This window comes from Kitasatospora sp. NPDC057965 (assembly GCF_042887135.1).
Taxonomy (GTDB): Bacteria; Actinomycetota; Actinomycetes; order Streptomycetales; family Streptomycetaceae; genus Kitasatospora.
Genome location: NZ_JBHVPZ010000015.1, coordinates 162837 through 189025 on the forward strand (window position 1 = coordinate 162837; position 26189 = coordinate 189025).

At 75.6% G+C, this 26189-nt stretch carries 26 protein-coding genes and 1 pseudogene; 11 read left to right on the plus strand and 16 right to left on the minus strand.

Features of this window, described 5'->3' with window-relative positions; all coding sequences use genetic code 11:
• Window positions 1-91: 91 nt before the first annotated feature.
• Window positions 92-1507 carry an MFS transporter gene (locus ACFVVU_RS20975; protein WP_387791464.1) on the minus strand — a complete coding sequence of 472 codons (1416 nt, stop codon included), beginning with the start codon at window positions 1505-1507 and terminating at the stop codon, window positions 92-94.
• Window positions 1508-1700: 193 nt separating this feature from the next.
• On the opposite strand from ACFVVU_RS20975, the gene ACFVVU_RS20980 reads away from it, so the two are divergent.
• Window positions 1701-2291, plus strand: coding sequence for a helix-turn-helix domain-containing protein (locus ACFVVU_RS20980; protein ID WP_380680443.1), 591 nt, complete (start codon window positions 1701-1703; stop codon window positions 2289-2291).
• 59 nt (window positions 2292-2350) lie between these two features.
• On the opposite strand, the pseudogene ACFVVU_RS20985 reads toward ACFVVU_RS20980, so the two are convergent.
• Window positions 2351-2521, minus strand: a pseudogene (locus ACFVVU_RS20985) (NAD(P)-binding protein); the annotation flags it as partial.
• Between the two features lie 451 nt (window positions 2522-2972).
• Here ACFVVU_RS20985 and ACFVVU_RS20990 point away from each other — a divergent pair.
• The 3 genes from ACFVVU_RS20990 (at window position 2973) to ACFVVU_RS21000 (ending at window position 4560) form a co-directional block, all read left to right on the plus strand.
• Window positions 2973-3239 (plus strand): hypothetical protein, encoded by a 267-nt coding sequence (locus ACFVVU_RS20990; RefSeq protein ID WP_380680422.1) that lies wholly within the window; start codon window positions 2973-2975, stop codon window positions 3237-3239.
• Window positions 3239-3862, plus strand: a complete 624-nt coding sequence (locus ACFVVU_RS20995) for a restriction endonuclease (protein WP_380680425.1) — start codon at window positions 3239-3241, stop codon at window positions 3860-3862. The genes ACFVVU_RS20990 and ACFVVU_RS20995 overlap by 1 nt, the downstream gene beginning before the upstream one ends.
• 92 nt (window positions 3863-3954) lie before the next feature.
• Window positions 3955-4560, plus strand: coding sequence for a helix-turn-helix domain-containing protein (locus ACFVVU_RS21000; RefSeq protein ID WP_387791466.1), 606 nt, complete (start codon window positions 3955-3957; stop codon window positions 4558-4560).
• A 127-nt stretch (window positions 4561-4687) separates the two neighbouring features.
• Here the strand turns inward: ACFVVU_RS21000 and ACFVVU_RS21005 are convergent, their stop codons facing one another.
• Window positions 4688-6088 carry a LuxR C-terminal-related transcriptional regulator gene (locus ACFVVU_RS21005; protein WP_387791467.1) on the minus strand — a complete coding sequence of 467 codons (1401 nt, stop codon included), beginning with the start codon at window positions 6086-6088 and terminating at the stop codon, window positions 4688-4690.
• 160 nt (window positions 6089-6248) lie between these two features.
• Here ACFVVU_RS21005 and ACFVVU_RS21010 point away from each other — a divergent pair, with 160 nt between their 5' ends.
• Both ACFVVU_RS21010 and ACFVVU_RS21015 read left to right on the plus strand, forming a co-directional pair.
• Complete coding sequence (locus ACFVVU_RS21010; protein ID WP_380680434.1) at window positions 6249-7217, plus strand: NADP-dependent oxidoreductase; 969 nt, start codon at window positions 6249-6251, stop codon at window positions 7215-7217.
• Window positions 7218-7389: 172 nt separating this feature from the next.
• On the plus strand, window positions 7390-8118 hold the full coding sequence (locus ACFVVU_RS21015; protein WP_380680437.1) for an MIP family channel protein: 729 nt from the start codon (window positions 7390-7392) through the stop codon (window positions 8116-8118).
• 188 nt (window positions 8119-8306) lie between these two features.
• Here the strand turns inward: ACFVVU_RS21015 and ACFVVU_RS21020 are convergent, their stop codons facing one another.
• Window positions 8307-8957 carry a response regulator gene (locus tag ACFVVU_RS21020; RefSeq protein ID WP_380679781.1) on the minus strand — a complete coding sequence of 217 codons (651 nt, stop codon included), beginning with the start codon at window positions 8955-8957 and terminating at the stop codon, window positions 8307-8309.
• Window positions 8945-10192: a histidine kinase gene (locus ACFVVU_RS21025; protein WP_387791469.1), complete on the minus strand. Its 1248-nt coding sequence runs from the start codon at window positions 10190-10192 to the stop codon at window positions 8945-8947. The genes ACFVVU_RS21020 and ACFVVU_RS21025 overlap by 13 nt, the downstream gene beginning before the upstream one ends.
• 35 nt (window positions 10193-10227) lie before the next feature.
• On the opposite strand from ACFVVU_RS21025, the gene ACFVVU_RS21030 reads away from it, so the two are divergent.
• A complete protein-coding gene (locus tag ACFVVU_RS21030) occupies window positions 10228-10413 on the plus strand; it encodes a hypothetical protein (protein WP_387791471.1) in 186 nt (61 codons plus the stop codon).
• Window positions 10414-10453: 40 nt separating this feature from the next.
• Here the strand turns inward: ACFVVU_RS21030 and ACFVVU_RS21035 are convergent, their stop codons facing one another.
• The 4 genes from ACFVVU_RS21035 to ACFVVU_RS21050 all read right to left on the minus strand — a co-directional run bounded on the left by ACFVVU_RS21035 (window position 10454) and on the right by ACFVVU_RS21050 (window position 14784).
• Window positions 10454-11173, minus strand: coding sequence for an ATP-binding cassette domain-containing protein (locus ACFVVU_RS21035; protein ID WP_387791472.1), 720 nt, complete (start codon window positions 11171-11173; stop codon window positions 10454-10456).
• 126 nt (window positions 11174-11299) lie between these two features.
• Window positions 11300-12064 (minus strand): ABC transporter ATP-binding protein, encoded by a 765-nt coding sequence (locus ACFVVU_RS21040; RefSeq protein WP_387791473.1) that lies wholly within the window; start codon window positions 12062-12064, stop codon window positions 11300-11302.
• Window positions 12061-14154 (minus strand): ABC transporter permease, encoded by a 2094-nt coding sequence (locus tag ACFVVU_RS21045; protein ID WP_387791474.1) that lies wholly within the window; start codon window positions 14152-14154, stop codon window positions 12061-12063. Before ACFVVU_RS21045 ends, ACFVVU_RS21040 begins: the two co-directional genes overlap by 4 nt.
• A gap of 12 nt (window positions 14155-14166) precedes the next feature.
• Window positions 14167-14784, minus strand: coding sequence for a hypothetical protein (locus tag ACFVVU_RS21050; protein ID WP_387791475.1), 618 nt, complete (start codon window positions 14782-14784; stop codon window positions 14167-14169).
• A 149-nt stretch (window positions 14785-14933) separates the two neighbouring features.
• Between ACFVVU_RS21050 and ACFVVU_RS21055 the strand changes: the two genes are divergently transcribed.
• Entirely contained in the window at window positions 14934-15560 is a 627-nt protein-coding gene (locus tag ACFVVU_RS21055) for a hypothetical protein (RefSeq protein ID WP_387791476.1), read from the plus strand.
• Window positions 15551-16960 carry an ABC transporter substrate-binding protein gene (locus ACFVVU_RS21060; RefSeq protein ID WP_387791478.1) on the plus strand — a complete coding sequence of 470 codons (1410 nt, stop codon included), beginning with the start codon at window positions 15551-15553 and terminating at the stop codon, window positions 16958-16960. Before ACFVVU_RS21055 ends, ACFVVU_RS21060 begins: the two co-directional genes overlap by 10 nt.
• 24 nt (window positions 16961-16984) lie before the next feature.
• Here ACFVVU_RS21060 and ACFVVU_RS21065 read toward each other — a convergent pair whose 3' ends face one another.
• From ACFVVU_RS21065 to ACFVVU_RS21080, 4 genes are all read right to left on the minus strand, one after another.
• The gene (locus tag ACFVVU_RS21065) at window positions 16985-18334 is read right to left on the minus strand and encodes a PP2C family protein-serine/threonine phosphatase (RefSeq protein WP_387791480.1); all 1350 of its coding nucleotides are present in this window, start codon (window positions 18332-18334) and stop codon (window positions 16985-16987) included.
• A 97-nt stretch (window positions 18335-18431) separates the two neighbouring features.
• Window positions 18432-18854 carry a MarR family transcriptional regulator gene (locus tag ACFVVU_RS21070; protein WP_355362720.1) on the minus strand — a complete coding sequence of 141 codons (423 nt, stop codon included), beginning with the start codon at window positions 18852-18854 and terminating at the stop codon, window positions 18432-18434.
• Window positions 18855-18891: 37 nt separating this feature from the next.
• Window positions 18892-20094: a M48 family metalloprotease gene (locus ACFVVU_RS21075; RefSeq protein WP_387791482.1), complete on the minus strand. Its 1203-nt coding sequence runs from the start codon at window positions 20092-20094 to the stop codon at window positions 18892-18894.
• Window positions 20095-20194: 100 nt separating this feature from the next.
• A complete protein-coding gene (locus ACFVVU_RS21080) occupies window positions 20195-20968 on the minus strand; it encodes a universal stress protein (protein ID WP_387791484.1) in 774 nt (257 codons plus the stop codon).
• A gap of 335 nt (window positions 20969-21303) precedes the next feature.
• On the opposite strand from ACFVVU_RS21080, the gene ACFVVU_RS21085 reads away from it, so the two are divergent.
• A complete protein-coding gene (locus tag ACFVVU_RS21085) occupies window positions 21304-22572 on the plus strand; it encodes a CapA family protein (protein ID WP_387791486.1) in 1269 nt (422 codons plus the stop codon).
• Between the two features lie 75 nt (window positions 22573-22647).
• Window positions 22648-23226 carry a class IV adenylate cyclase gene (locus tag ACFVVU_RS21090; RefSeq protein ID WP_387791488.1) on the plus strand — a complete coding sequence of 193 codons (579 nt, stop codon included), beginning with the start codon at window positions 22648-22650 and terminating at the stop codon, window positions 23224-23226.
• Window positions 23227-23233: 7 nt separating this feature from the next.
• Here ACFVVU_RS21090 and ACFVVU_RS21095 read toward each other — a convergent pair whose 3' ends face one another.
• The 3 genes from ACFVVU_RS21095 to ACFVVU_RS21105 form a co-directional block, all read right to left on the minus strand.
• Entirely contained in the window at window positions 23234-23935 is a 702-nt protein-coding gene (locus tag ACFVVU_RS21095; RefSeq protein ID WP_387791490.1) for a siderophore-interacting protein, read from the minus strand.
• Between the two features lie 89 nt (window positions 23936-24024).
• Window positions 24025-24813, minus strand: coding sequence for a TetR/AcrR family transcriptional regulator (locus ACFVVU_RS21100; protein WP_387791493.1), 789 nt, complete (start codon window positions 24811-24813; stop codon window positions 24025-24027).
• 10 nt (window positions 24814-24823) lie between these two features.
• Window positions 24824-26062, minus strand: a complete 1239-nt coding sequence (locus tag ACFVVU_RS21105; RefSeq protein ID WP_387791495.1) for an MFS transporter — start codon at window positions 26060-26062, stop codon at window positions 24824-24826.
• Window positions 26063-26189 lie beyond the last annotated feature (127 nt).

Consider the following 26189-nt stretch of genomic DNA (forward strand, 5'->3'; position numbering starts at 1 on the left):
GACCGGTCACCCGACGTCGAACGCGGCGGCCCGGCGGGCGGTCCCGGACGGCAGCGGGTGCCGCGCCGGGTCCAGGCCCGTCGCAGCCGATCTACCGGCGGCGGGCGGCGCGGGCGACCACGAGGAGGAAGAGGCCGCAGGCCGTGACCAGCAGCCAGCCCGGTCGGGAGGCGGCGGCCAGGCCGGCCGGGGCCGATCCCGCCACCAGGCCGCCGGCCACCGCGATGCCGACGGCCGAGCCGAGCTGGCGGGCCGTCGAGGTGATCGCCCCGGCCACGCCCGCGCGGTCCGCCGGCAGGCCGCCCACGGCGGTGTTGGTGATCGGCGCGTTGGCGAAGCCGAAGCCGGTGCCCAGCAGGAGGTTGGCCACCAGCAGCAGCGGTACGTCCGCCCCGCCGCCGTCGGACAGCGACGCCCGCACGAGGAGCAGTACGCCTCCGGCCGCCGTGGACCAGGCCGCGAGCAGCAGCGGCCGGCGCGGTCCGGCCCCGGCCACCAGCATGCCGGACAGCGGTGCGCACACCGTCGCCCCCAGCGCCATCGGCAGCACGGCCAGCCCGGCGGCCGTCGGCGTCCACCCGCGCGCGTGCTGCAACTGGAACGTGGTGAGCAGCAGACTCACCGTCAGTGCGACGAACACCGCCACCGCGCCCAGTACGGCCGTGCCGAACACCGGCCGCCGGAACAGCCCGAGGTCCATCAGCGGCTCGGCCCGGTGACGCTCGGCGCGCACGAACCCCGTCGTGGCCGCCACCGCCACCGCGGATCCGGCGAGCGCCCACGGCGAGGTCCAGCCGAGCCGCGGCCCCTCGATCAGCACCGCGACCGCCGCGGACACGGCCGCGATGAGCAGGGCCTGGCCCGGCAGGTCGAGCCGGCGGGCCCGCGGCGCGCGGGACTCGGGCACGAACAGCACGCTCAGCACCACGGCCGCGGCCACCACCGGCACGTTCACCCAGAACACCGACCGCCAGCCGAACGCGGCGACCAACGCCCCGCCGGTCACCGGCCCGGCCGCCATGCTCAGCCCGAACACCGACGCCCACACCCCGATCGCCCGGGCCCGCTCCCGGGGGTCGGGCATGGCGTTCACCACGATCGCCAGCGCCACCGGGCTGAGCATCGAGGCGCCCACGCCCTGCAGGGCGCGCGCCGCGACCAGCGCGCCCGCGGAGGGCGCGAGCGCGCAGCCGAGGGAGGCGAGGCCGAAGAACAGCAGGCCGCACTGGAACACCCGGCGGCGCCCGAAGCGGTCCGCGAGCGCGCCGGCCGTGATCAGCAGACTGGCGAGGACGACGGTGTAGGAGTCGACGATCCACTCCAGGTCGCGGGTGCCCACCCGCAGGCCGCGCCCGATCGCGGGCAGGCCGACGTTGACGATCGTGGTGTCCAGGCCGACCAGGAACAGGCTCAGCGCGCAGACGGCGAGCACGGTCCAACGACGACGGGCGGAGAGCGGGGGAGGGGGTGGCGGCGGTGGTGGTGCGGTGGCCGTGGCGGTGGTCATGGGGTGGGCGCGCCTTCCGGTCGGACGGTCGTATCGGCGCGCCCATGCTGCGGTCGGAGGAGGGCCGGGGCGCAGTGTTCTTGCGGAAACCGCAAAGAGGCGGCTCCGGGGCACAATCGCCTCCATGGACGCCGACTCCACCACGACCGACGACGTCGCCGAGACGGGCGACGGGGCCATCGACGCTGCCGCGATGGGTGACCTTGCCGCGACGGACGACGTCACGCGGACCATCGCCGCCATCGGACCCCGGCTGCGCGCGCTGCGCCTCGGCCGCGGCCTCACCCTGGACGCCCTCGCCGCCGCCACCGGCATCTCGGTGAGCACCCTGTCCCGCGTGGAGTCCGGCCACCGCCGCCCCACCCTCGACCTGCTCATCCCGCTCGCCCGCGCCCACCGCGTCGCCCTGGACCACCTGATCGCCGCCCCCGCCACCGGCGACCCCCGCCTCCACCTCCGGCCCCGCCGACGCGACTCCGGCAGCGTCCTCGTCCCGCTCACCCAGTACCCGGGCCGGGTGCAGGTCTTCAAACAGGTCCTGGCCCCGCGCGAACCCAGGCTCGTCAGCCATGCCGGCTACGAATGGCTGTACGTGCTCGCCGGTGAGCTGCGGCTGCTCGTCGGCGACCGCGTGTTCACCCTCCACCCGGGCGAGGCCGCCGAGTTCGACACCGCCGAACCCCACTGGTTCGGCCCGGCCGGCTCCGAGGCCGTGGAGATCCTCCACCTCTACGGCCCCCACGGCGACCAGGCGGTGCTGCGCACCGCCACCGCCCCCGCCTAGGAAGTCGGCCCGGTCGACTTCCGGTGCGCGGTGGTGGGGGCGCCCGGGTGCCGTTCAAAGGCGTGCGGCCCCTCGTTGGCCCGGTACGGCGCCCGCGCGGTGCGGGCCCGGCCGCCGAGCCGCCGGTGCGCCTCGTGGAGCGTCACCTCGGCGCCGGCCTCGGCCGCCGGGATGGCCGCCGTCAGGCCGCCGAAGCCTCCGCCGATGATGGTCGTCCGCCGCCGTGCCATGGGCCCGTCCTCCGTGGGTCGTCCGTGTCCGGCCGCTCCGGATCGGTGTCGGGTAGGGCCGCTGCCGGGAGGGAGACGGCGCGGCGTGCCCGGATGTGACAGCCCGTCGCGCGCAGCGGGGGGTGGGGGCGCTGAGCGGGGGCCGGGCGGGTGCCGTTCGGCGTGCGTGGGGCGTGCGTGGGGCGTGCGGGGCGGCGCGTGTTCGGGTGTGGGCGCCGGGCGGGTTCCCGTCAAGTCGGTGCGGGGGCGTTCTCGCAGGTCGGGCGGGGTGCGGGGCGGTGGGGGCGGCACGGACGGCGAGGGGCGGGAGCGGTGGGGGTGGCCGGTTCCCGGCGCTCCGGCGGTGCGGGTGGCGAACAACGGCCCGCCGCTGTCGGCCGCCGCTGCTACACCGAAGGCTGCGGCACCGAAGGCCGGTGCGACGCGGGCCGTTGTGGCGAAGGAGGCAGGTATGGCAGGTGGCGGTGCGTGGGTCGAGGTGCGCGCCCATCTCCGGCGCGAACCCGGATCGGGCGGGGGCGGCGGTCGCGGCGGTGGCGGCCGGAACGGTGGCCGCGCGGGGCGGCGGACCAGCGGGTGGGTGCTCGCCGGGGCGGCCGCGGTGTTCTACCTCTACGGGCACTTCGTCGGCTACCGCGACGACGCCGCCGGGCCGGTGCCCGCGACGCCCGCCGCGTCCGCCGAGGCGTCGGCGTCCTCCATCGCGGGGGCGCCCTGATGGCCCCGCCCTTCCGCAAACCGCGCGGCCCGGTGGAGCGGCTGGCGGCGGCGCTCGTCGCCGCGGCGGTCGCGGTCGCGGTGCTCGGCATCACCCAGGCGCTGCTGCGCTCCTGGGTGTTCCTCGCGGTGGTCGCCGTGCTCGCGCTCGCCGGCGCCGTCTGCGGCCCGATGCTGGAGCGCACCCGCACCGAACGGCTGGCCGGCCTGCGACTCAGCCTCGCCGAGGTGGACGCGATGGGCGACCAGGACTTCGAGTACGCGCTGCGCGACCTGCTGGTCCGGGACGGCTGGACGGCGGACCAGGTCGGCCGGCAGGGCGACCAGGCCGCCGACGTGATCGGCCACCACCCCCGGCACGGCCGGATCGTCCTCCAGGCCAAGCACACCACCGTCGGCGCCAAGGTCGGCGTGCAGGTGATGTACCAGGTCAAGGGGACCGCCGGCCCGGTGCACGGTGCCGACGTCGCCGTGGTCGTCACCAACGGCGCCCTCACCCGCGACGCGATGGCCTGGGGCGACCAGTACGGGGTGCACTGGGTCGACCGCGCCCGCCTGGAGAGCTGGGCGGCGGTCGGTCGGCCGCTGCACCACCTGCTGCCACTGCCGCGCCGCCCGCTCTGACCGCGCTCTCCCTCCCGCCCCGTTCCTTCCCCTCCTCCCGTTCCCGGGAAGCCGCGTTGCCGGAACCGGGACGGCCTGCTTCGATCGTCCGTATGGACCAGGACGCCAACCCCGAGATCGCCGCCACCCTGCGCCAGATCGGTCCCCGGCTGCGCCGCCTGCGCGAGCGCAAGAACATGTCCCTGACCGAGCTGGGCCAGGCCACCGGCATCTCCAAGAGCACGCTCTCCCGGCTGGAGTCCGAGCAGCGCAAGCCCAGCCTGGAACTCCTCCTGCCCATCGCCGCCGCCCTCGCCGTCCCGCTCGACGAGATCGTCGCCGCCCCACGCGTCGAGGACCCGCGCGTCCACCAGCACCCGGCCCGGGCCGACGGACGGACCTTCGTCCCGCTCTCCCGCCACCGCACCGAACCCCGGGCGTTCAAGATCACCATCCCGGCGGCCCACCAGACCCCGTCACTCGCCACCCACACCGGCCACGAATGGCTCTACGTGCTCTCCGGCCGCCTGCGGCTGCTGCTCGGCGAACACGACGTCGTCCTCGCCCCGGGCGAGGCGGCCGAGTTCGACTGCCAGAACCCGCACTGGTTCGGCTCCACCGGCGACGGCGACGTCGAAGTGCTCAGCCTCTTCGGCAAGCAGGGTGAACGCCTCCACCTGCGCGCCCGCACCCGCCCGAAGGGGACCGAGCGACCCTGAGCCGGGACGGACACCCCGGCACCCGAGCCGACGACGCCCATGCCGCCCCGTCGTCGTCCCCCCGGCCCTGCTTGGGCCGGGGGAGTGGGAAGTCGGCGGGTCCGACTTCCCGCGCCGGCGTCGGGGGTCAGGAGGCGGCGTGGAGGGGGGTGGGGGATGGGGTGGGGAGGCCGGCGCGGTGCGCGAGGGCGGCGGCTTCGCCGCGGGAGGCGACGTCGAGCTTGGCGAGGATGTTGGCGACGTGGAACTTCACCGTGGACTCGCTGATGTGCAGGGCGTGGGCGATCTCGCGGTTGCGGCGGCCCCGGGCGAGCTGGTCCAGGACCTCCAGCTCTCTCGGGTGCAGGCCCTCCAGCGGGTCGGTGGCGGCGCTGGACGTGCAGGCCTCCGGGGCGTGCAGGGGCAGGTCGGCGGTCACCGTGGTGCCCCAGCCCGGGACGGCGTCGATCGTCAGGCGGCCGGCCAGGGCGGCGATCCGGTCGGCGGTGCGGTGCACGGCCAGCGCGTCGGCGGTCAGCAGGCCCGGGCCGTCGTCCCGGACGACCACGCGCAGGCCGTCCCCGACGAACTGCCACCGCACGTGCAGGCGGCCGAGCCCTTCCTGCTCCAGCATGGCGAGCACGGTGGAGCGCACGGCGGCGCGGGCGGCGTGCGCGGTGTCGGCGGGCACCGAGCGGTCGCTCTCGGCCGGGGCCAGCAGGTCCAGCCGGACCGGGCTGTGCCGCAGCAGCGGCCGGACCGCGTCGGCGAGTCGGGCGAACGCGACGGCGGCCGGCTCCTCGCTCAGCTCGCGGTCGCGGTCGGAGGCTCCGCGCAGGTCGAGCAGCGCGGTCACGGCCAGGTCGGTGGCGCTGCGCCGGGCGGTGGCGTCGTCCAGCGCGGCGGAGCGCAACGGCGCGAGGATCGCGGAGAGCGCGGAGGCGTGCGCGCTGCCGAGTTCGGCGATGGTGCGTGCCCGGGCGCTCGCCGAGGCGCGTGAGGCGGAGGCGTGCGCCGGGGCGGCGTCGACGGCCCGGTGGTGGGAGTGCGTGGTCAGCAGTTCCCACAGTTGCTGAAGCACGCGCAGCGGTCGCTCGGGCAGCGGCGCCGGGGGCCGGTCGGCCCCCGGTCCGGAGTCGGCGCGGACCAGGACCAGCAGCGCCCCGTTGCTGCCGGTCGGCGCCGCCGCCACGGCGACCGCGGGGCGCGCGCGCCCCGCGAGCACCGCCTCGCCCTGCCAGGGCCGACCGGGCGTCACCTGCTCGCCGAGTCGGGCCAGTTCCGCGCCGGTGATGCGCGCGGAGAGCTCCTCCGGCCCCGACGCGCTCGCGGGGGAGTGCGTGCAGATCCCGCTCAGCTGGGCCAGCGCGATGTGCGGGACCAGGCCGGCGAGCACTTCGGAGATCCTCGGCATCAGCCGTGTCCGGGGTGTGCGCAGCACCTCGGCGGCGAGGGCCAACGCGCCCTCGGGGTCGTCCCAGGACCACCCGTCGGCCCCCGCCGCCCCGTCGTCGCCGTGTCCGTCCTCGCCGCGCGCCTGCTCCACCATGCCGACCAGCGTAGTTCGCGCCGGTCCGCCCCCGGCCTGGCCGAACGGACGGGCGGAACCGTCCGAACGGCGGGGCGGCCGGGCCCGTCGCCGGTACCAGGCTGGAGCCGTCACCGGGACGAGCCAAGTCCCCAGGAGCGAACGAACGGTGGGTTTTCCCATGAGCAACCCTTCCGGCACGGGTACGGGTACGGGCACCCTCTCGACCGAGGCCGTCGGCTTCACCGAGTACGGCGGCGTGGACGTCCTGCGGCCGATCTCGGTCGAGCTGCCCCCGCCCGGCCCCGGCCAGGTGCGGATCGCGGTGCGCGCCGTCGGCGTCAACCCGCTCGACCACAAGGTGCGTTCCGGCGCGCTGACCGCGCTGTTCCCGGTCGCCTTCCCCGCCGTCCTCGGCTACGAGGTCGCGGGCGTGGTGGAGTCGGTCGGCGCGGGCGTCACCGAGTGGCGGGCCGGCGACGAGGTGCTCGGCGCGGTGCACGGCGGCGGGTACGCGGAGCACGTGCTGGCGGAGGCGGACCGGCTGGTCCGCAAGCCGGCCGCGCTCGGCTGGGCGCAGGCGGCGGCGGTCCCGGTGGCCGCCGAGACCTCCTGGCGCTCGCTCGACCTGCTGGGCGCCGAGTCCGGCCACACGCTGCTGGTGCACGGCGCGGCCGGCGGCGTCGGCACGCTGCTGCTGCAGTTCGCCCGGGCCCGGGGGATCCGGGTGATCGGCACCGCGAGCGAGGCCAACCACGCGTACCTGCGCGAGCTGGGCGCGGTGCCGGTGGCGTACGGCGAGGGGCTGGCCGAGCGGGTCCGCGCCGCCGCGCCCGGGGGTGTGGACCGGGTGCTGGACGCGGCCGGGTCGGGTGTGCTGCCGCTCTCGGTCGAGCTGGCGGGCGGAGCGGAGCGGGTGCTGACCATCGCCGACTGGCAGGGCGCCGAGCAGCACGGGGTGCGCTTCACCGGTGGAGAGTCGACCGCCACCTACGACCGCCCGGCGCTGAACGGCGCGATCGAGCTGTTCGAGGCGGGTGACCTGACCCTGCCGCTGCACCGGGTGCGGCCGCTGGCGGAGGCGGCCGAGGCACAGGCCGAGAGCGCGCGCGGCCATCTGCGGGGGAAGATCGTCCTGATGGTGAGCTAAGTCCGGATTGGCCTGATTTTCACTCGTTTGGAATAATCCGACGCTCGGAATCCCCGAGATCACGGGGATCAGCCGGTCGGCCGACATGCGCTCGCCCATTCGAGTGCACAGGGTTGACCGGAGCGACGGGCGGCATCGGACCGTCCGCGCGGACGAGGTCAGGAGGACCCGGATGGACAGGCGAGCGGTGGTCGGCGAATTCCTCGGAACGCTGTTGTTGGTGCTGCTGGCGGTGGGCGCGGCGGTGCTGGCCGGGGAGGCCATCGGCTCGGTGGGCATCGCGCTCGCCTTCGGCCTGGTGCTGCTCGCGCTCGCGTACGCGATCGGGCCGATCTCCGGCTGCCACGTGAACCCGGCGGTGACGCTCGGCTTCCTGCTGGCCCGCCGGATCGACGGCCGCACGGCGGTGTCGTACTGGGTCGCGCAGGTGCTCGGCGGCATCGCGGGCGCGGCGCTGGTGCTGCTGCTCGCCAAGCAGGTCCCGGGTCTGGAGACCCACGGCAAGCTCGGCACCAACGGCTGGGGTGACCGCTCGCAGGTCCACATCAACGCCGGCGGCGCCTTCCTGACCGAGGTCGTGCTGACCTTCCTGCTGGTCTACGTGGTGCTCGCGGTCACCCACCGCCTCGCCGCCACCGGCTTCGACGGGCTGCCGATCGGCATGGCCCTGGTGGTCGTGCACCTGGTCGGCATCCCGCTCACCGGCACCTCGGTGAACCCGGCCCGCAGCCTCGGCCCGGCCCTGTTCGCGGGCGGCCCGGCACTCTCGCAGCTGTGGCTGTTCCTCCTCGCGCCGCTGGTCGGCGGCGCCCTGGCGGCCGGCGTGCACCTGCTCACCCACCCGCAGCCGAACCTCCCCGTCGCCGAGGCGCTCGCCACGGACGCCCGGGCGGCGGCGTAGTCGACGGAGTCGGCGAATCGGTGGAGTCGGCGTCAGGATGGCGCCGACTCCACCGTTCAAGGCCGGGCGACTGCAGTCCGGTGTCCGGGGCAGACGGCCTGGGCCCATCGGGCACCGCACACGTCTGCGGGGCGCTCGGCCATCGGGGCAAGTACTCCGGCCGTAGATCGTGATCACGGATGGGAAGGTCAGGTCCGGGCCGCTCCGAGGAACCGCAGCACGGCCAGGACGCGGCGGTGGTCCGCGTCGACCACGGGCAGGTCGAGCTTGGCGAAGATGTTGTTGATGTGCTTCGCCACGGCGCTCTCGCTGACCACCAGCGCCTGCGCGATGCCGGCATTGGAGCGCCCCTCGGCCATCAGGCCGAGCACCTCCCGTTCGCGGGGGGTCAGCCGCGCGAGCGGGTCGCTGTCGCGCCGCAGCAGCAACTGGGCGACGACCTGCGGGTCCAGGGCCGTGCCCCCGTCCGCCACTCGCCGGACCGCCGCCACGAAGTCGGCGACATCGGCAACCCGCTGCTTGAGCAGGTAGCCCACACCACTGGTGTTCGCCGACAGCAGGTCAGCCGCGTACCGCTCCTCCACGTACTGCGAGAGCAGCACCACCGGCGTCCCCGGCCAGCGCCGACGGATCTCCATCGCCGCCCGCACCCCCTCGTCGGTGAAGCCGGGCGGCATCCGGACGTCGATCAAGGCGAGTTCGGGCCGGTGCTCCGCCACTGCCGCCAGCAGCCCCTCCGCGTCGCCGGCTTCCGCGGCGACCTGGAACCCGCCCATCTCCAGCACCTTGATCAGGCCGACCCGCAACAGCACCGAATCCTCGGCGATCACCGCGCGCACGGCAGCTCCGCGGTGATGGTGGTGGGCCCGCCGGCGGGGCTGCTGACGTGGAAGGCCCCGTCGAGGGAACCGACCCGCTTGGCCAGCCCGGTCAGCCCCGTGCCGGCGGCGGCGTCGGCACCGCCCAGCCCGTCGTCGGTGACGCGCACTCGCAGCACCTCGCCGACCCGACGGACCATCACCTCAGCACGCATCGCGTTGGCGTGCTTCGTCGCATTGGTCAGCGCCTCCGAGATCACGAAGTACGCGGCCGACTCCACGCTGGGCGCCACCCGCTCCTCCAGATTGACCCGCAGCCGCACCGGCAGGGGCGTGCGGGCGGCCAGCCCGGACAACGCCGCGTCCAGACCTCGGTCTTCGAGCACGGCCGGGTGCAGCCCCCGCACCAGGTCATTGAGTTCGGCGATCGCCTCCTTCGCCTCCAGGTGCGCCCTCGCGATCACCTCGCGGGCATCACCCGGCAGGTCCGGGCGGGTGGCCATGGCCAGACCCAGGTTGACCGCGAGAGACACCAACCGCTGCTGGGTGCCGTCGTGCAGGTCGCGCTCGATCCGGCGGCGCTCCGCGTCGACGGCCTCGATCAAGTCGGTCCGGCTCACGGCCAGCTGATCGACCCGCTCCTGGAGCCGCTGCGCCAGGCTGGGCCCGAGCAGGCCCGACGCCAGCCGCGCCTCGGCCCGGGCTACCGCCCGCGCGGTCCAGGGCAGGGCGCACAGGAGGAGGAGCCCGGTCGCCGTGTAGACCGGCAGCTGGGTCAGGTGGTCGAACCCGTCCTGGCGGATTCCGGTTGGCAGCGCCCATGACCAGGCGTAGGCGGTGACGCCCGCCAGGGACGCCGCTGCCACCGCGAGCACCAGCAGCTCCAGCAGCGCGAGCGGCGGGCCCAGCACGAGGTGGTAGCCGATCTTGCGCCAAGGCCGCGTCGCCGCGAGCCACCGGGCGGTCGAGGCCCACGTCCATTGTTCCGGCGCGGTGGGGGTGAGCCGGGGGACGTCCACACCGATGAGCACCCGGTGGCGAGCCCGCTGGACGGCCGTCAGTACCGGGGTGCCGAGCAGGACCAGGGCGGCCGACACGGAAACCGTAAGGAGCCAGTTCCCCGTCCTGGCGGTGGTCGTCGCCGCCCAGGACCACACGGGCACCAGCGCCAGGTGCGGCAGCACACCAGCGGCGAGAAAGCCGGTGTCCCGCCGCGCCCGGAGGACCGTGCGTCTCAGTCCAGCTGGAATCGTCATGGCACGACGCTAGAGCACCGCAGGAGGACGGTGCCATGAAGCCTGTACCCGATCTCATGGTGAACCCAGTACCAGCCGCAGATCCTGATCTCGGCCTGTGGGTGGCCGAGCGGTCGGCAGACGGCGAGGTCTTCGACCCCGGGATCGCCGCGTGGATCCTGAGCGGCTCGACCGACCTGGCCCGTGCCGTCCGCGGGGGAGAGAAGAACGCGTACTGCTGAGTGGCGTCGATGACGGCCGCCGCCGCGCCGTGCGAGGTGATCACCGGGTCGCGTCCGGAGCCGTTCTCGGCTCGCCTGGCTCCCAAGGCTCGCCGGGCTCCCCGGGCTCGCCGGGCTCCCCGGAGAAGGTGACCTCACCCCGGTGCAGGACGTGCACGGCCGCCGCCCCGGCCAGCGTCGCGGGGAGCGTCTGCGCGGTCAGCACCACCGTCCGACCGGTGGCGGCGGCCGAGGTCAGCAGGTGTTCGTGCAGTCGGGCGGCGGCGGCCGGGGCCAGCCCCCGGTCCGGTTCGTCGAGCAGGAGCAGCGCCGGCGCGGCGGTCAACGAGCGGGCCACGGCTACGAGTTGCTGCTGGCCGCCGGAGAGCGTTCCGGCCCGCCGGGGGAGCAGGGCGGAGAGCTCGGGGAACAGCTCCAGTGCCTCGTCCGCGAGATCGCCCCGGGTGCGGGCGCCGAGGGCGAGGTGCTCGGCGACGGTCAGCGAGGCGAACACGGCCCGCTCCGCCGGCACCAGCGCCAGCCCGAGCCGTACCCGCTGGTGCACGCCGAGCGCGGTGACGTCCCGCCCCCGCCACACCACCCGCCCGGCGGCCGGCCGCACCAGCCCGGCCAGCGTGTGCAGCACGCTGGTGCGGCCGGACCCGTTGCGGCCGAGCAGCACGGTCACCCGCCCGGCGGGCACGGCCAGGTCCACGCCGTGCAGGGCCTCCAGCGGGCCGTACCGCACCCGCACGGCCAGCAGGGCGACTTCGACGGGCATGGGGCGCTCCGGGGGTCGAGTACGGGTTGAGGGTTGGGAATTGGAAATCTGTCATCTGATATCTGTCAGCTGTTATCTGTTATCTGTTTTCTGAAATCTGTCAGTTGTCAGCTGTCACCCGTCCCGTCACCGCCCCCAGGCGCGGACCACCCGGGGGTCGGCCAGCACCGCCGCCGTCGGCCCGGCCGCCACCATCCGGCCGTCGGCCATCGCGTAGACGGTGTCGGCGAGTTCGGCGACCAGGTCCGGGTCGTGCTCGACCAGCAGCAGGGCCATGCCGTCGTCGGCGAGACCGCGCAGGACGGTGAGCAGCCTGGTGGTCTGCGCGGAGTCCAGGCCCGCCGCCGGTTCGTCCAGCAGCAGGACGCGCGGCTCACCGGCCAGCGCCCGCGCCAGTTCGACCAGCCGCAGCAGGCCCGTCGGCTGCCCGCCCGCCGGCTCCGCCGCCACCGGGCCCAGCCCGAACACGGCGAGCGCCCGCGCCGTCCGGCCGTCCGCCGCGCCGGAGCGCCGCTCGGCACCGGAGCGCTGCTGCTCCGCGCCGACCCGGACGTTGTCCGCCACCGACAGCGTCGGGAACACGGCGATCTGCTGGAACGTGCGGGCCAGCCCGAGTCGCACCCGCCGGTGCACCGGGAGCCGGGTGACGTCCCGGCCGCCCAGCAGCACCCGGCCGGCATCCGGGCGGGCGGTCCCGGCCAGACAGTCGAACAGCGTGCTCTTCCCCGCCCCGTTCGGCCCGATCAACGCCGTCACCCGCCCCGGCTCCGCGACCAGATCGACCCCCGCCACCGCCTCGATCCCCCCGTACCGCCGCACCACCCCGCGGGCCGTCAGCCGGGTGGCGGGCACCCCGGCCGACGGCGCGACGGCGCGACGCGGCCCGGTCACGGCCCGGCCTCCCCCGGAGCCTCCCCGGGCGCCTCGCCCCCGGCCGTCCGGCGGGCCGCGATCAGCGCCCGCACCCGCCGCCCCACCAGGGACAGCCGGCCGGCGGGCAGGGGCGGCGCCGCTGCCGGCAACGCCGACGGGGTACCGGGCCGCACCGCCGCCCGGGCCGTGGCGAGGCCGGCGAGGCCGCCCGGCAGCCGGCCGATCGCGGCCGCCAGCACGCCGACCGCGACCGCCGACACCCCCGCCACCGTGCCCGCGTCCAGACCGGTGAGCAGCGCCGCCGCCAGGACCGCCGCCAACGCGCTGTCCGCGCCCGCGACGACCACGGCCGCGAACCAGAGCAGACCCTGCACGGGGTCGAACGCCGCCGGGTCGAACGCGCGCCCGGCCATGCCCATCAGCCCGCCGCCGAGCGCTGCCAGCGCCGCACCCACCACGAAGGCGAACAGCTTGAGCCCCGGCACGTTCACCCCCGCCGCGGCCGCCCCCGGTTCGTGGTCGCGCATCGCGCTCAGCGCCCGGCCGGTGCGCCCGCCGTGCAGGGCCCGCACCACGGCCGCGCCCAGCCCGAGCAGCAGCAGTTCGGCGACGTAGAACGCGCGGTCGCCCGCCAGGAACGCGGGCCGGTCCAGGACCAGCCCGGTGGTGGCGTACGGCTGCTGGAAGACGAACCGGCTGAGCGTCGTGCCGACCGCGAAGGTCACCAGCGCCAGGGCCAGGCCGCGCCGCCGGATCGCCGGCCAGCCGGTGAGCAGGCCGAGCGGCGCGGTGGCGAGCACGGCGAACAGCAGCGCGGGCACGGCCGGCAGGGCGGGCAGCCCGGGGATCCGCCCGGACATCAGCAGCGCCGTCCCGAGCGCCCCCAGCCCCGCGTACCCGGCCTGGCCCAGCGAGATCTGCCCGCCGTAGCCGGTCACCACCACGATCGACAGCAGCACCAGCGCCAGCGCCGGCACCAGCAGCGCGCTGCGCAGGTCGTTGCCGCGGAAGCCGAGCGGCAGCAGGAGCAGTACCAGGCAGACCGCCCGCGCCGCCCAGGCACCCCCGCCGCCCCGCGCCCGCACCCACGGGGGGACGGGCGACCCGTCCGGCCGCCCCCGCCCGTCGGTGAGCCCGGGGCCGGCCAGCAGCGCGGCGACCAGCAGCGCCACCACGAACAGGTTCGCCTGCACTGCCTGCACCAGCGGCAGCAGCTGCCCGTCCGGCCGGAACCGGGTCAGCTCGGCCTGCAGCACGCCCAGCCCCAGCCCGGTCACCACCGCGACCGGGATGCTCCGCAGCCGGGCCGCCACCGCGACGGCCATCGTCTCCATGACCAGCAGCGGCAGCCCGTACGGGTCGAGCAGCAGGTACGGCGCGAGCGCGATCCCGACCAGCCCCGCGGTGAACGAGCCGAACGCCCACCCGGCCGCCGACACCCGGTCGGCGTCCACCCCGGCCAGTTCGGCGAGCCGCCGGTCGTCCACCACCGCCCGCAGCCGCAGGCCGAACGGCGTGAACCGGGTCGTCGCCCCGACCGCCAGGGCGAGCACCAGGATCGCGGCCAGCTGCGCCACCGTGTCCGGGCGCAGGGTGTGCCCGCCGGGCAGCGCGATCGGTGCCCCGCCGAGCGGGGACGGCGCGCCGCCCACCGGCGCGGCCCCCCACGCCAGCACCACCACCCCGATGAGCAGCACGAACACACCGAGGCCGGCCACCATCGTCTCGGCCGGTCCGGCACCGCGCCGTTGCAGCGGCCGGTACACCAGGACGTCCAACAGCACCCCGAGGGCCGGCGCCACCAGCAGCAGACAGCACCCCACGGCCGGCCAGACCGGCCAGCCCCGCACGACGACCAGGTCGCGCAGCAGGTAGGCGACGAACATGGCCTGCGCGCCCTGGGCGAGGTTGAGCACACCGGTGGCGCGGTGGCAGACGACCAGGCCGATGCCGCTGAGCGCGGCGGCGCTGCCGACGGTCAGTCCGGCGAGCGCGAGGTCGACGGTGAGACCGGTCGAGTCGAGACCGGCGGCGTGGAGCACGGTCGGGTGGAGCGGGATCGCGGGGAGGGCGCTCGCGCCGAGGGCTGCCGAACCGAGCCCGGTCATCGGCCCGCCGCCTCAGCCGGTCGGCGGGCGCGGATCGCCCGGACGGGTGGTGGAGCCGTCGGACGGCTCACCGGCCGGCCCCGGGTCGCAGAGCGGGCAGGGCGTGAGCCCGCGCTCCCGGACGGTGGAGGCGTCGACGGGCGCGGCGGCGGCCTTGCCCGCCACCAGCGGGCAGTCCGGGCGGTGGTAGAGCGTGCCACCGGGCACGGCCAGCGGGGCGCCGGTGGCGGCGGCCGGCGCGTCGTCGCCGGGCCGCGCCGGATCGACGAGCAGGGCGTACAGGTGCTCGATCCGGCGGTCCGTGGCCGTGGGCGCCCCCGAGAGCGGCGGCGACGGCGGTCCGGGGCGGCCGCGCCCGGGCGGGCGCACGGCGACCAGGACGGCGCCCGCCACGATCAGCGCCGCCCCCGGGACGGTCGCCGACGCCAGGTAGGGGACCTGCTCCTCGACAAAACGCTCGCCGGACACCCCGTACCAGCCCAGCACGCAGAGCACCGCGCCCACGGCGACCAGCGCCCATCCGGCCCACCCGCCGTTCTCCCGGGCCGAGCGCACCGCGCTCGCCGCCGCGCCCTTCGCGCGGTTCGTACCGCTTGGTCGCCCCTGTGCCCCGGATTGCGATTCGTCCATGGATCCGCCTTGATGGTGTCACTTGCGACGTTTCCAGGATCGGCCTGGAACAGCATCCGGAACGGCGCGAACCGGCCCGAGCGGCGCCCGCGAGGCGCGCCCGCCGGTTCCGCCCGCCCCGGCCGTCGAGAGCCGTCGAGAGGAACACCATGCACGTGAGGCAGAGCGGTACCCGGCGGGCCGCCGGCCCGGTCCTGCGGTCGGCGGGCGCCCTGCTCGCGCTGCTGCTGGCGGTCGCGGCGGCCGCCTGCAGCAGCGGCAAGTCGGAGTCCTCGACGGCGAGCCCGTCGCCGCCCGCCGCGACCGGCACCGCGACCGGCACCGAGACCGCGACCGGGACGATGACCGCGACGGCCACGCAGACGGCCACCGGGACCACGAGCCCCAGCCCCGGGGCGACCGCGCCCGCCGACCCGGCGGCGGCCACCTCCGAGATCACCGCCAACTGGCAGAAGTTCTTCGACCCGACCACCCCGATCCCCGAGAAGGCCGCGCTGCTCCAGAACGGTGACACGCTGCTGCCCGTCCTGGAGGGCTTCGCCCAGGACCCGCGGGTCGGCCAGGTGCAGGCCAAGGTGACGAACGTGGCGTTCACCTCCGCGACCGAGGCGACCGTCACCTACGAGCTGTCCCTCCAGGGCAGCGTGGTCGAACCGGCCGCGACCGGCCAGGCGGTGCTGGACAACGGCACCTGGAAGGTCTCCCGCGCGACCCTCTGCGGACTGCTGACCCAGGCCGCCGGTGCCACCGGCACCCCGATCCCCGGATGCAGCTGATCCCTGCCCCGCGTCGGCGCCCGCGCCCCGCCGCCCCGGCCCTCGCTCTTGCCCTGGCCCTCGTCCTCGTGCTGTCGGCAGGGGTGGCCGGCTGCGGGACCCGCCTGCCGCCCGATGCCTTCGGCGCCCGCCCCACCACGGCGGGCGCCACCGGGACCGGGCCCGGGGGGAGCGCCGCCGGAAACCCGGCCTCCGACACCGGCGTCACCCCGACCGAGATCCGGGTCGGCATCGTCACCTCGCTGACCAGCCCCGTCGGCAGCGAGGTGTTCAGCGGACCGCGCTACGGCGCCCAGGCCTTCTTCCAGGCACTCAACGACCACGGCGGCCTGCACGGCCGCACCGTCAAGGTCGTCACCTGCGACGACGGCGGCAGCGGCATCGGCAACCAGGACTGCGTGCACCGGCTGATCGACCAGTCGCACGTCCTCGCCTTCGTCTCCGGCAGCGTCCTCGACTACGCCGGCGCCCCCTACGTGAGCGGCAAGGCGGTGCCGGACGTCGGCGGCCAGCCGATCGGCACCGCCTACGACCGCTGGCCGCACCTGTACGGCATCTACGGCAGCAACGCGCCGCGCGACGGGCACGCTGTCGGCTGGAACGGCACCCTCTACCAGTCCACCGAGGTGTTCCGTTTCTTCAAGCAGAAGCTGGGTGCCACCAGCGCCGCCGTGGTCGCCTACAACCAGGCCGACTCCGCCCGCTACGCCGCCCAGCTGCGCGCCGGCCTGGAGGCCGAGGGCTACCGAGTGCTCGTCCAGACGGTGGACTTCGCGCTGCCGAACTTCCAGGCGGTGGCCGCGGCCGTGCGGGCGGACGGCTCGCAGCTGCTGTTCGACGCCATGGACACCCGGGGCAACGCCGCGCTCTGCCGCTCCCTGGACGAGTCCGGGGTCCACATCACCGCCAAGGTGACCAATGTGCAGAACTGGTCGGAGTCGGTGCGCACCGACTACCAGGCCTCGCCCACCTGCCGCAACGAGCTCTGGGCCACCTCCTCCTCGCTCAACTACGAGGACGTCGGCCACCCGGCGGTGGCCGCGTTCCGGGCGGCGATGGCGCGCTACTACCCGGACCGCGAGCCGCTGCTCTCGGCCTGGGAGCTGGAGGGCTGGGCGGGCGCCCAGTGGCTCACCGACGCGATGGACTCCTGCGGCGCGGACCTCACCCGGGCCTGCGTCGAACGGTTCATGAACCGCCCCGAGCCCTACGACGCGCACGGGCTGATCCTGCCCGCCTCGTTCGTCCCCCAGCCCCCGCCGACCGGGCTCACCCGGGCCTGCCTGAACGCGGCCCGCTGGCAGGACTCCGCCGAGGGCGGGCGCGGCGGCTGGGTCACCCAGGTGGCCTCGATGACCACCACCTGCTTCGACGTGCCGCAGCTGCCGTACCAGCCGTGAGCCGCCCGGCCCCCTGGTGGCGGATCAGCCGAGGCGCTCCACCACGACCATCGCCGCGTCGTCGTCCAGCCGCCCGCCGACGTACGCGAGCAGGTCGCGGCGCAGGTGGTGCAGCAGGGCCGCCGGGCGTTCGGCGGGGTGGGCGGCGGTCCGTTCGGCGGTCCGCTCGGACAGGGGGTAGAAGCGCCGCGCGTCGTCGCGGGCCTCGATCACGCCGTCGGTGTAGATCAGCAGCCGGTCGCCGGGCAGGAACGCGAACTCCTCCACCGAGTAGGGCTCCGGGGCCAGTTCGCCGAGGCCGAGCGGCGGCGCGGTACGGCCGGGCTCCAGGGTGGTGACCAGGCCGTCGTGCAGCAGGAGCGGCGGCGGGTGGCCGCAGTCGACCAGCCGGATCACCGCCTCGTCGTCCGGGATGTCCAGGACGAGGGCGGTGATGAACGACTCGCCGCTGTCGTCCGTGGCGGCGGACGCGGACGCGGCGGACGTCGTGGTTGCGGGGGTCGCGGGGGTCGGTGCTGCCGGGGAGGCATGGGCCGGCGCGTCGCCGGGCGGCGGTGGACGGGCGCCCGGTCGGAGCGGGGGCGGGAGTCGCGGCTGCTCCTCGGCGCCCCGGTCCTCGGCGCCCCGGTCCTGGGTGCGCTGCTGCTCCGCGAGCTGGGCGAGGTCCCAGGCGATGCTGCCGTCGAGGTAGCCGACCAGGCCCGGCAGCTCGGCGTGCAGGTGCGCGGCGGCCCGGAACGCCCCGAGCAGCAGCGCGGCGTCGCCGAGCGAGGACAGGCCCTTGCCGCGCACGTCGCCGACCAGCAGCCGGGTGCCGACGGTGGTGCGGGCCGCCGCGTAGAGGTCGCCGCCGACCTGGGCCTCCGCCTCGGCGGCCAGGTAGACCGAGGCCAGGCGCAGCGGGCCGATCCGCTCGGGCAGCGGGCGCAGCAGGACGCGCTGCGCCGCCTCGGAGACTGAGCGGACCTGGGCGAGTTGGCGCTCGTGGCGGTCGCGCAGCGCGCGCAGGCCGACGATGAGGGCCGAGACGGCGATCAGGGCGCCGAGCTGGGTCTCGTGGTTGGCGGTGGTGAGGCCGTCGCGCAGGATGCCGATGACGGTGAGCCCGGCGATCGCCAGCACCGCCACGACGGCGGTGGCCCGGGCACCGGCGACGGACGCGGTGAGCGCGGGGGCGACGATCAGCAGCGGGCCCAGGTGGATGCTCGGCGGGGAGAGCACGTCGACCACCGTGATCACCACGATCAGCGCGAGCGGGACCGCCGTCATCGCCCGGCGGCCGGGCCGCCGGGAACGGCGGCGGTCGCGGGAACGCCGGTCGTCGGGGTGCCCCGCGCCGGGGTGCCGCTCGCGGGGAGGCTGCCGAGGTGGCACCTCTCCTCTGTACACCGTCCGGGTGGTCCGCCGCACCCCGAGCCGGTCGGTGGTCCGGCCCGGCCGGCGGCCGGGTCAGCCTTCGCTCGGCCTTCGCTCAGCCTTCCGAGCCGTAGCGGGCGAGGTAGTCGGCGAAGCGGGAGACGTCCTCGTCCGACCAGTCGGTGAAGCGGGCGGCGAAGGAGAGCCGCCGCTGCTCGTTGGCCTCGCGCAGCAGGGTCAGCCCGGCGTCGGTGGCGAGCAGGATCTGCCCGCGCTGGTCCTCCGGGTCGGTCTCGCGGCGCAGCAGCCCGAGCTTCTCCAGGGCGGTGACTTGGCGGCTCACCGTGGACTTGTCGAGCATGAAGTGCGCGGCGACGTCGGCGGCCCGGCAGCCGCCGCGCTCGGTGATGAGGTCCAGGATGCTGTAGGTGACCAGCGAGAGGTCCGGGTGCAGCTGGGACGCCTTGTGGCGGGCGCGGCGGGCGAAGGCGGTCAGCTCGCGCTGGATGGTGGCGATCGACGTCTCGCGGTCGGGCACGGTGACCTACCTCCTCGGGGCCTCGGTCTTTGTTGCACTATACAACGAGTTTGGGGGTGGAGGGGCGACGGGACCGCCAGGCACGCGCGGCCGCGATCCGCCGGGTGGCGCTCGGGTGAGTGGCGAACAGTAGCTCAAGCATCCGCGGCGGGTCGACGTCGGAGACGTTGGTGACCGCCAGCCTGCGCTGCATCGCGATGAACTGCTCGACGTCCCCGGTCAGTTCGAGGGCGTGCCGGTCCGCCCGGGTCTCCACCCGACGGCTCACCGCGCACTGCACCGGCCCGGACAACGCCCCCAGCAGCGCGGCGACCGCCGCGAGCAGCGGCAGCGACCGCGGATCGGCCGCGTCCGTCGCGCCCGCCGCCGACAGCAGCGCGTCCCAGCCGGAAGCCAGGCCCAGCAGCACGACGACGGCGGCCGCGCCCACCGCGCCCAGCACCGTGCCGGTCAGCACGTCCCGGTGCTTGACGTGCCCCAGTTCGTGCGCGACGACCAGCTCCACCTCGCGCGGGTCGGCCGTCGACAGCAGCGTGTCGTACACGACGATCCGCCGGGTCGCGCCCAGGCCCGAGACGTAGGCGTTCAGCGCCGTGGTGCGGCGCGAGGCGTCGGCCACCAGGACGTCCCGCACCCGGACGCCGTCCCGCTCGGCCAGGCCCAGCAGTGCCTCGCGTTGCGGGCCCGGCTCCATCGGGGTGAAGCGGTTGAACACCGGCTCGACGAGCAGGGGGTAGAGGAAGGAGAGGGCGGCGGTCAGCAGCGCGGCCACGCCCGCCGCCGGGATCCACCAGCGGTCCGGCGAGCGGTCGGTGAGCGCGTAGAGGCCGAAGGCCACCGGGAGGGCGAGGGCCAGCATCAGTGCCAGCCCGCGCAGGACGTCCACCGCCCAGCCGGCCCAGCCCTGGGTGACCAGGCCGAACCGGGCCCGCACCGACCGGGCGCCCGCCCCGAACGGCAGCTGTGCCAGCTGCCCGAGCAGCACCAGCGCGGCGGCACCGGCGAGTACCTCCGCCGTCCGCGAGCCGCCGAACCATCCGCCGACCGTCGAGACCAGCCCGGCGCCGGCGGGCGTCAGGCCGAGCACCAGGGTCAGTGCCAGGCCGGTGAGCCGTCCGCCGAGCGCCCACGGGAGCTGGCTCCTGCGCAGCGCGCGGCCGCGGGCGCGCTGGGCGGGGGTGAAGTCGGGCGCCGGGGCGGGGTGGTCGCCGCCCGGAGTTGGGCTGACAGAATCTGTCATCTGTTATCCGTCATCTGAAATCTGTCAGCTGTCAACTGTCAGCTGTCAGGCGTCGGCCGTCGATCGTCGATGGTCATCTTGTCCTTCGGTCGTCAGCATGTCACTCCTCGGCGGACCCCGTGGCGCCGTGGGTGCCCGCGCGGAGCAGCTGGTGGCCGAGGTCGACCAGCGCCCGGCCGACCGCGAAGTCGTCGCCCACCGCCGGCGCCGGGGCGTCCAGCGGATTGCGGTGGGCCAGCGCGTCGCTGTGCAGCACGGTGCCGTCGGCGTCGAGTACCGCGTGCACCCGGGTGGTGTCGCGGTCCTCGACCACGTGCAGGCTCAACTGCCAGTCCTTGGTGCGGACGGCCGTCTGGCCACCGCCCGCCGCCTCCGAAGCCGTGGCGGCCGCCGCGAGCGGCGCGGGCGCAGCGGCGGTCCCGTCCGCCCGGACGATCACCACCGGGCACGACCCGTGCACGGCGCAGCGTGTGCTCACCGACCCCAGCAGCGTCCGGGCGAACGTCCCGCGGCCCCGGCTGCCGAGCACCAGCAGATCGGCGTCCTCGGCGGCCTCCAGCAGCGCCTCGGCCGCGTGCCCCAGCACCAGGCTCTCCGTGACCGGCACCGGCCGCCGCGCACCGATCACCTCGTCCACCTCGGCGGTCAGCGTCCGGCGAGCCGACTGCTCGAAGCCGTCGTCCACCATCGGGGCGAACCAGCCGTACAGCGACGGGTACTCCCACGCGGCCACCGCGTGCACCGTCGCTCCCGTCAGCACCGCCTGTCCGACCGCCCAGCGCAGCGCCGCCTTCGAGGGCGCCGAGCCGTCGATCCCCACGACGATCCGCCGCCCGGTGCCCGTGGTCCCACTGCCCGTGCTCTCGCTGCTCATGGTCCCGCTGCCCGTGCTCTCGCCGCCCGTGGTTCCGGTGCCCGTGGTTCCGGTGCCCGTGGTTCCGTTGCCGGCCATGACCCACACCGCCCGCCTGTCGTCACGGCCCCGACACCCTCGCGGAGCCTCCACGCTTCCACGCTGCGCGCCACCCCGGGCGCCGCGCCAGGGACGGAATGGCCAAGGCGCGGCAGCGGGTTGGGACGCGCGGGCCCGGAGCGGGCGGCCCCGGACGCAGGGCGACGGGCGGGTTTCGATTGTGGAGGCGGGGCGAAGGCGGCGCGGGGGAGTGGCGTAGGCTGACCGCTTCCGGATCGACCTTGGGGGAACAACTCATGCGCCGTGCCGCGGCCGCCGTCGCCCTGCTGATCGGGCTGATACCCGTGGCCGCCTGCGGGCCGGACGACCCCGATCCGGCCGCCGTGAAGGCATCGAAGTCCGCCAAGGCGGCGGCCGACGCGGCCGCCGCCAAGGCCTCGCCCGGTGCGTCCGACGGTTCCGCCGCCCCCGGCGACCAGGAGTCCGGCGACACCGCGGCGCCCCGTCCCGACGGCAGCATCACGGTGGCGTTCGCCGGGGACGTCCACTTCGAGGGCCGCACCGAGGCCCGGCTCTCCGTGCAGCCGCCCGAGACGGCGCTCGGCCCGATGGCCAAGACCCTCTCCGCCGCCGACCTGGCCGTGCTCAACCTGGAGACCGCGATCACCGAACGCGGCGCCCCCGAGCCCAAGACGTACACCTTCCGCACCTCGCCCAAGGCGCTCACCGCGCTCAAGGACTCCGGCGTCGACGTCGTCTCGCTCGCCAACAACCACGCGGTCGACTACGGCGCCGACGGTCTCACCGACACCCTCGCGGCGAAGGCCTCCTCGCCGGTCCCGATCGTCGGCTTCGGCCGCAACTCCGAGGAGGCGTACGCCCCGTACGTCAGCACGGTGCGCGGGGTGAAGGTCGCGGTGGTGGCGGCCAGCCAGGTCGAGGACCTCACCAACCAGAAGTGGCGGGCCGGCGCGAACAAGCCCGGAATCGCCTCGGCGCTGGACACCGCCGCGCTGCTCAAGGCGGTCGGCGAGGCGAAACGCCAGGCGCCGGTGGTGCTCGTCTACCTGCACTGGGGCGACGAGGGCAAGGCCTGTCCCACCGCCGCGCAGACCGCGATCGCCAAGAAGCTCGCCGCCGCGGGTGCGACCGCCGTGGTCGGCACGCACGCGCACACCATGCTCGGCGCCGGGATGATCGGGGACACCTACATCGGGTACGGCTTCGGCAACTTCCTCTGGTACGGCACCTCCAACTACGCCAACTCCAACGAGACCGGGGTCACGACGCTGACCGTCAGCCCGGCCGGCAAGGTGCTCGGCGAGGCGTTCGCCCCGGCGAGCATCGACGACAAGGGCGTGCCGGTGCCGCAGTCCGGTGCCGCCGCCACCGCCGCCCTCAAACGCCGCGACGGTCTGCGCGGTTGCACCGGCCTGGCCCCCGTTCCAGGCCCCGCCGCCGCGTCGGTCGGCGCGTCCAGCACCGGGTCCGGCACCGGCACCGCCTCGGGCGCCGCGCGGACCCCCGCCCCCACGCCCACGCCCACCCGCACCGCTTCGCGCTGAGCGGTGGACGGCGGTGATCGCTACGGTGTACTTCCCGGGGCCCGACCGGCCGACGAAGGAACGTGGGGGCGTGCGGTGATCGAGGCGGAGCTGAAGGCGGTGGTGCGTGAACCGGACGCCGTGCTGCGACGGTTGGAGGACGCGTACGGGCCGGGGCGCGCCGAGGTGTACCGGGACACCTACTACGACACGGCCGGCGGTCGGCTCTCCGCAACCGACCGTGAGTTGCGGATCCGCGAGGTGACCGGTGCGGACGGTGGCCGGACGGTGCTGCTCACCTACAAGGACGCCCGGGTCGACGAGGCGTCCGGGTCGAAGCCGGAACACGAGACGCGGGTGGCCGACGCCGAGGCCGCGCACGCGATCGTGCGCGGCCTCGGCCACCGGCCCGCCCTCGCCTTCGAGAAGCGGTGCCGGAACTACGCGTTCGCGCACGAGGGCCGCCGGATGCTCGCCACCCTGGTGCGGGTGCCGGAGCTCGACGGGGTCTTCCTGGAGGTCGAGACGGCCGCGGCGGACGAACGCGAGCTGCCCGCCGCGCTCGCGGCCGTCCGGGCGGTGCTGGCCGGGCTCGGCGTGCCGGAGGGTGACCTGACCGTCGAGCCGTACACCGCCGCCGTGGCGGCCGCCCGCCTTCGTCCGCCTCGACCGTGACGCGCTGTCAATCCTTGTGGTCCGCCTCGCCGTGCTTCCAGTAGCCCTTGCTGTGGACGCGTTCGCGAGGCAGTGCCCAGTCGGTCAGCAGGTGGCGGCGCACGGTGGCCACGGCGTTCGCCTCGCCCGCCAGCCAGGCCGCGGTGCCGGCCGGGAGGTCGGTGGTGAGCAGGGTGTCCGCGAGCGTGCGGCCCTTCGGCAGGCCGGGGTCGCGGGTCAGCCAGTGCGCGGTCAGGCCGACCCGGTCGGGCAGTGGCACGGCGGACCCGGCCGCGTCGCCGACCTCGACGAACAGGGAGACCGGGACGGCCTGCGCGAGGTCGTCGAGGATGGTGAGCGCGGCGGGCAGGGCGCTCTCGTCGGCGGCGAGCAGTACATGGCCGGCGTCGTCGAAGGAGGGGCGGCGGCCGCGTGGCCCGGCCAGTCGGGCCGGATCGCCGGGGCGGGCGATCTCGGCCCAGCGGGACAGCGGACCGTTGCCGTGCAGGACGACGTCGATGTCCACCTCGCGCTCGGCCGGGCGGTGGTGGCGGATGGTGTAGGCCCGGGAGTGGCCCTCGGGAAGCTCCAACTTGACCCACTGGGTGGGGTGTTCGATGGCGAGGGTGTCCAGGCTGGGTCCGGTGAAGGTGAGCCGGACGAGGGCGGGGGTGAGCGGGGTGACGGCGACGACCCGTACGTCGTGGGTCGGCCGGGGGCGACGGAACACGGTGACTCCTGGCGGGGATCCGGTGCGCGCGGGCGGTCGACCCGGAGGTGAACACGGGCCGGGCGCGGCGCAGTTGGGAAGGGGGTGGGTCAGCGGGAAAGGTGCTGGTCGAGCAGTGCGTCGACAAACGCGGCGTCCAGCGGGCGGCGCAGCACCAGCGCGCGGTGGTAGAGCGGGGCGAGCAGGGTGTCCAGCAGGACGGCGGCCTCGTCGGCACCGATCTCGTCGGCACGCGTTCCCGTACCCGCACCTGCGTCCGTAGCCGAGCCCGATTCCGATTCCGCGCCCGCGCCTGTGCCGATTCCGAGGCAGGCGCGGGTGTGCGCGATGTCCCGGGCGCGCAGCTCGTCCAGGAACCCGCCGTGCAGCAACTCGGCGGTCCGGGAGTCCAGTTGGGCGTGGCCGAGGAGCGCCTGGAGGACCTGGCCGGCCGGTTCCGTGCCGAGGAAGGCCGCGAACCGGTGGACGTAGGCGCGCAGGTCGGCCGGACCGGAAGGCGTGTCGGACGGCCAGGCCAGGGCGGTGGCCGCGTCGAGGACGAGGTTGTCGAAGAGGATGTCGACCTTCGACTTCCACCACCGGTAGATCGTCTGCTTGGCGACCCCGGCGGCGGCGGCGATGCCCTCGATGGTGAGGCCCTCGAAGCCCACCTCCACCAGGAGGTCGTCGGCGGCGTTCAGCACCGCCAGGCGCGCGGCCTCGCTGCGCCGTCCGCTGCCGGTACCGCCAACGGCTCCGGTGCCGCTTCCGCTCCCCGCCGGGGTGGCGGCGCTCGCCCGGCCGCCGACGGCGCGGCTTCCGGTGGCGGGGCGGGGCTGGGCGGCGATGGCGGGTCGGTCCTTGTCCGGGGGCCGCTGCGGGCCGGTGGCGGTGGGCACGGCCATCCTCTCACGCCCGCTCGGGACGGGTGGTCGGCGCCTGTCGGGCTCCGCGCGGCCGACGCACCAGCCCCGCCGCGATCACCAGTGCCAGCAGGGCGACCACGGCGCTGAAGGCGACCCCGCCGGTCCGCAGGTCGGTCACCCGCACCAGCACGCCGACGCCGATCACCGGCAGCGAGAGCATGGTGAACAGCACCGCGAAGAAGGCGGACACCGTCTCGCCGCGCTGCTGCGGCGCCACCCCGCCGTTGATGGTGCCCAGTCCGGTGCCGATGGCCGTGCCGGTGGCGAGGCCGTTGACGCAGGCGCCGAGCAACAGCGGGGCCAGTGTGCCGCCGAGCAGTGCTCCGGCGACCAGTCCGGCGGCCAGCACCAGCCCGGCGCAGGCCGGCGGAAGCGCGCGGGCCGGCGGCAGGATCCGGACGAGGAGCTGTCCGACGGCGGTGGAGAGGAAGGCCAGGGCGACGACGAGCCCGGTCAGCGCGTGGTGGTGCAGGTGGAGCACGGTGGCCAGGAAGAGCCCGCTGACCGCCGTCAGCACACCGGTGACGGCGAATCCGGCGCCGCCGGCGAGCGCGGCGCGCAGGAAGTCGGCGCGGATCGCGGGCGGGACGCGCAGCGGCTGGAGGCGCAGCCGGAACCGGGACGCGGCGCGCAGCTCGGCGGGCACTGTCTCGGGGACGGCGAGCAGGCCGAGCAGGGCGGCGCCGGTGAGGACGAGCGTGACCGTCCAGGGGAGCCGCAGCGGCGAGCCGGCCCATTCGGCGAGGCCGCCGGCGAGCAGGGTGCCGCCGGCCAGGCCGCCCATGTTGGCGGCGAGCGCCAGGGTCTGGGCGCGCAGTCGGCGCTCCGGCGGGGCGAGGTCGAGCAGGGCGGCGGTGGCGGCGCCGGTGACCAGGGCGGCGCCGAAGCCGGACAGCACGCGGGCGGCGAGCAGCCAGGGCAGTGAGTCGGCGGCCTCGAACAGCCCGGCGGCGGCCGCGGCGAGCAGCAGGGCCGCCAGCAGGACGGGCCGGCGGCCGATCTGGTCGGAGAGCCGGCCGAGGGCGAGCAGTCCGGCGACCACGCCGAGCGCGTAGACGGCGAAGACCACCGTGACGGTGAACGTCGAGAAGCCGAAGGCCTGTTGGTAGAGAGGGTAGAGCGGGGTGGGGACGGTGGTGCCGGCCATGGTGACCCAGAAGGCGAGGGCGACGGCGGCCGGGGCGAGGCGACCGCCGGGGCGTCGGGGCGGGGCGGAGTGCATGGGTGTTCCTCGGGTGGGGAGACGGGGAGGGCTCGGAAGGAGTGAAGACGTGAAGGAGTGAAGACGTGAAGGCGTGAAGGCACAGACGTGCGGAGGCTCGGAGCGCCAAAAGTGGACGCAACGTTGC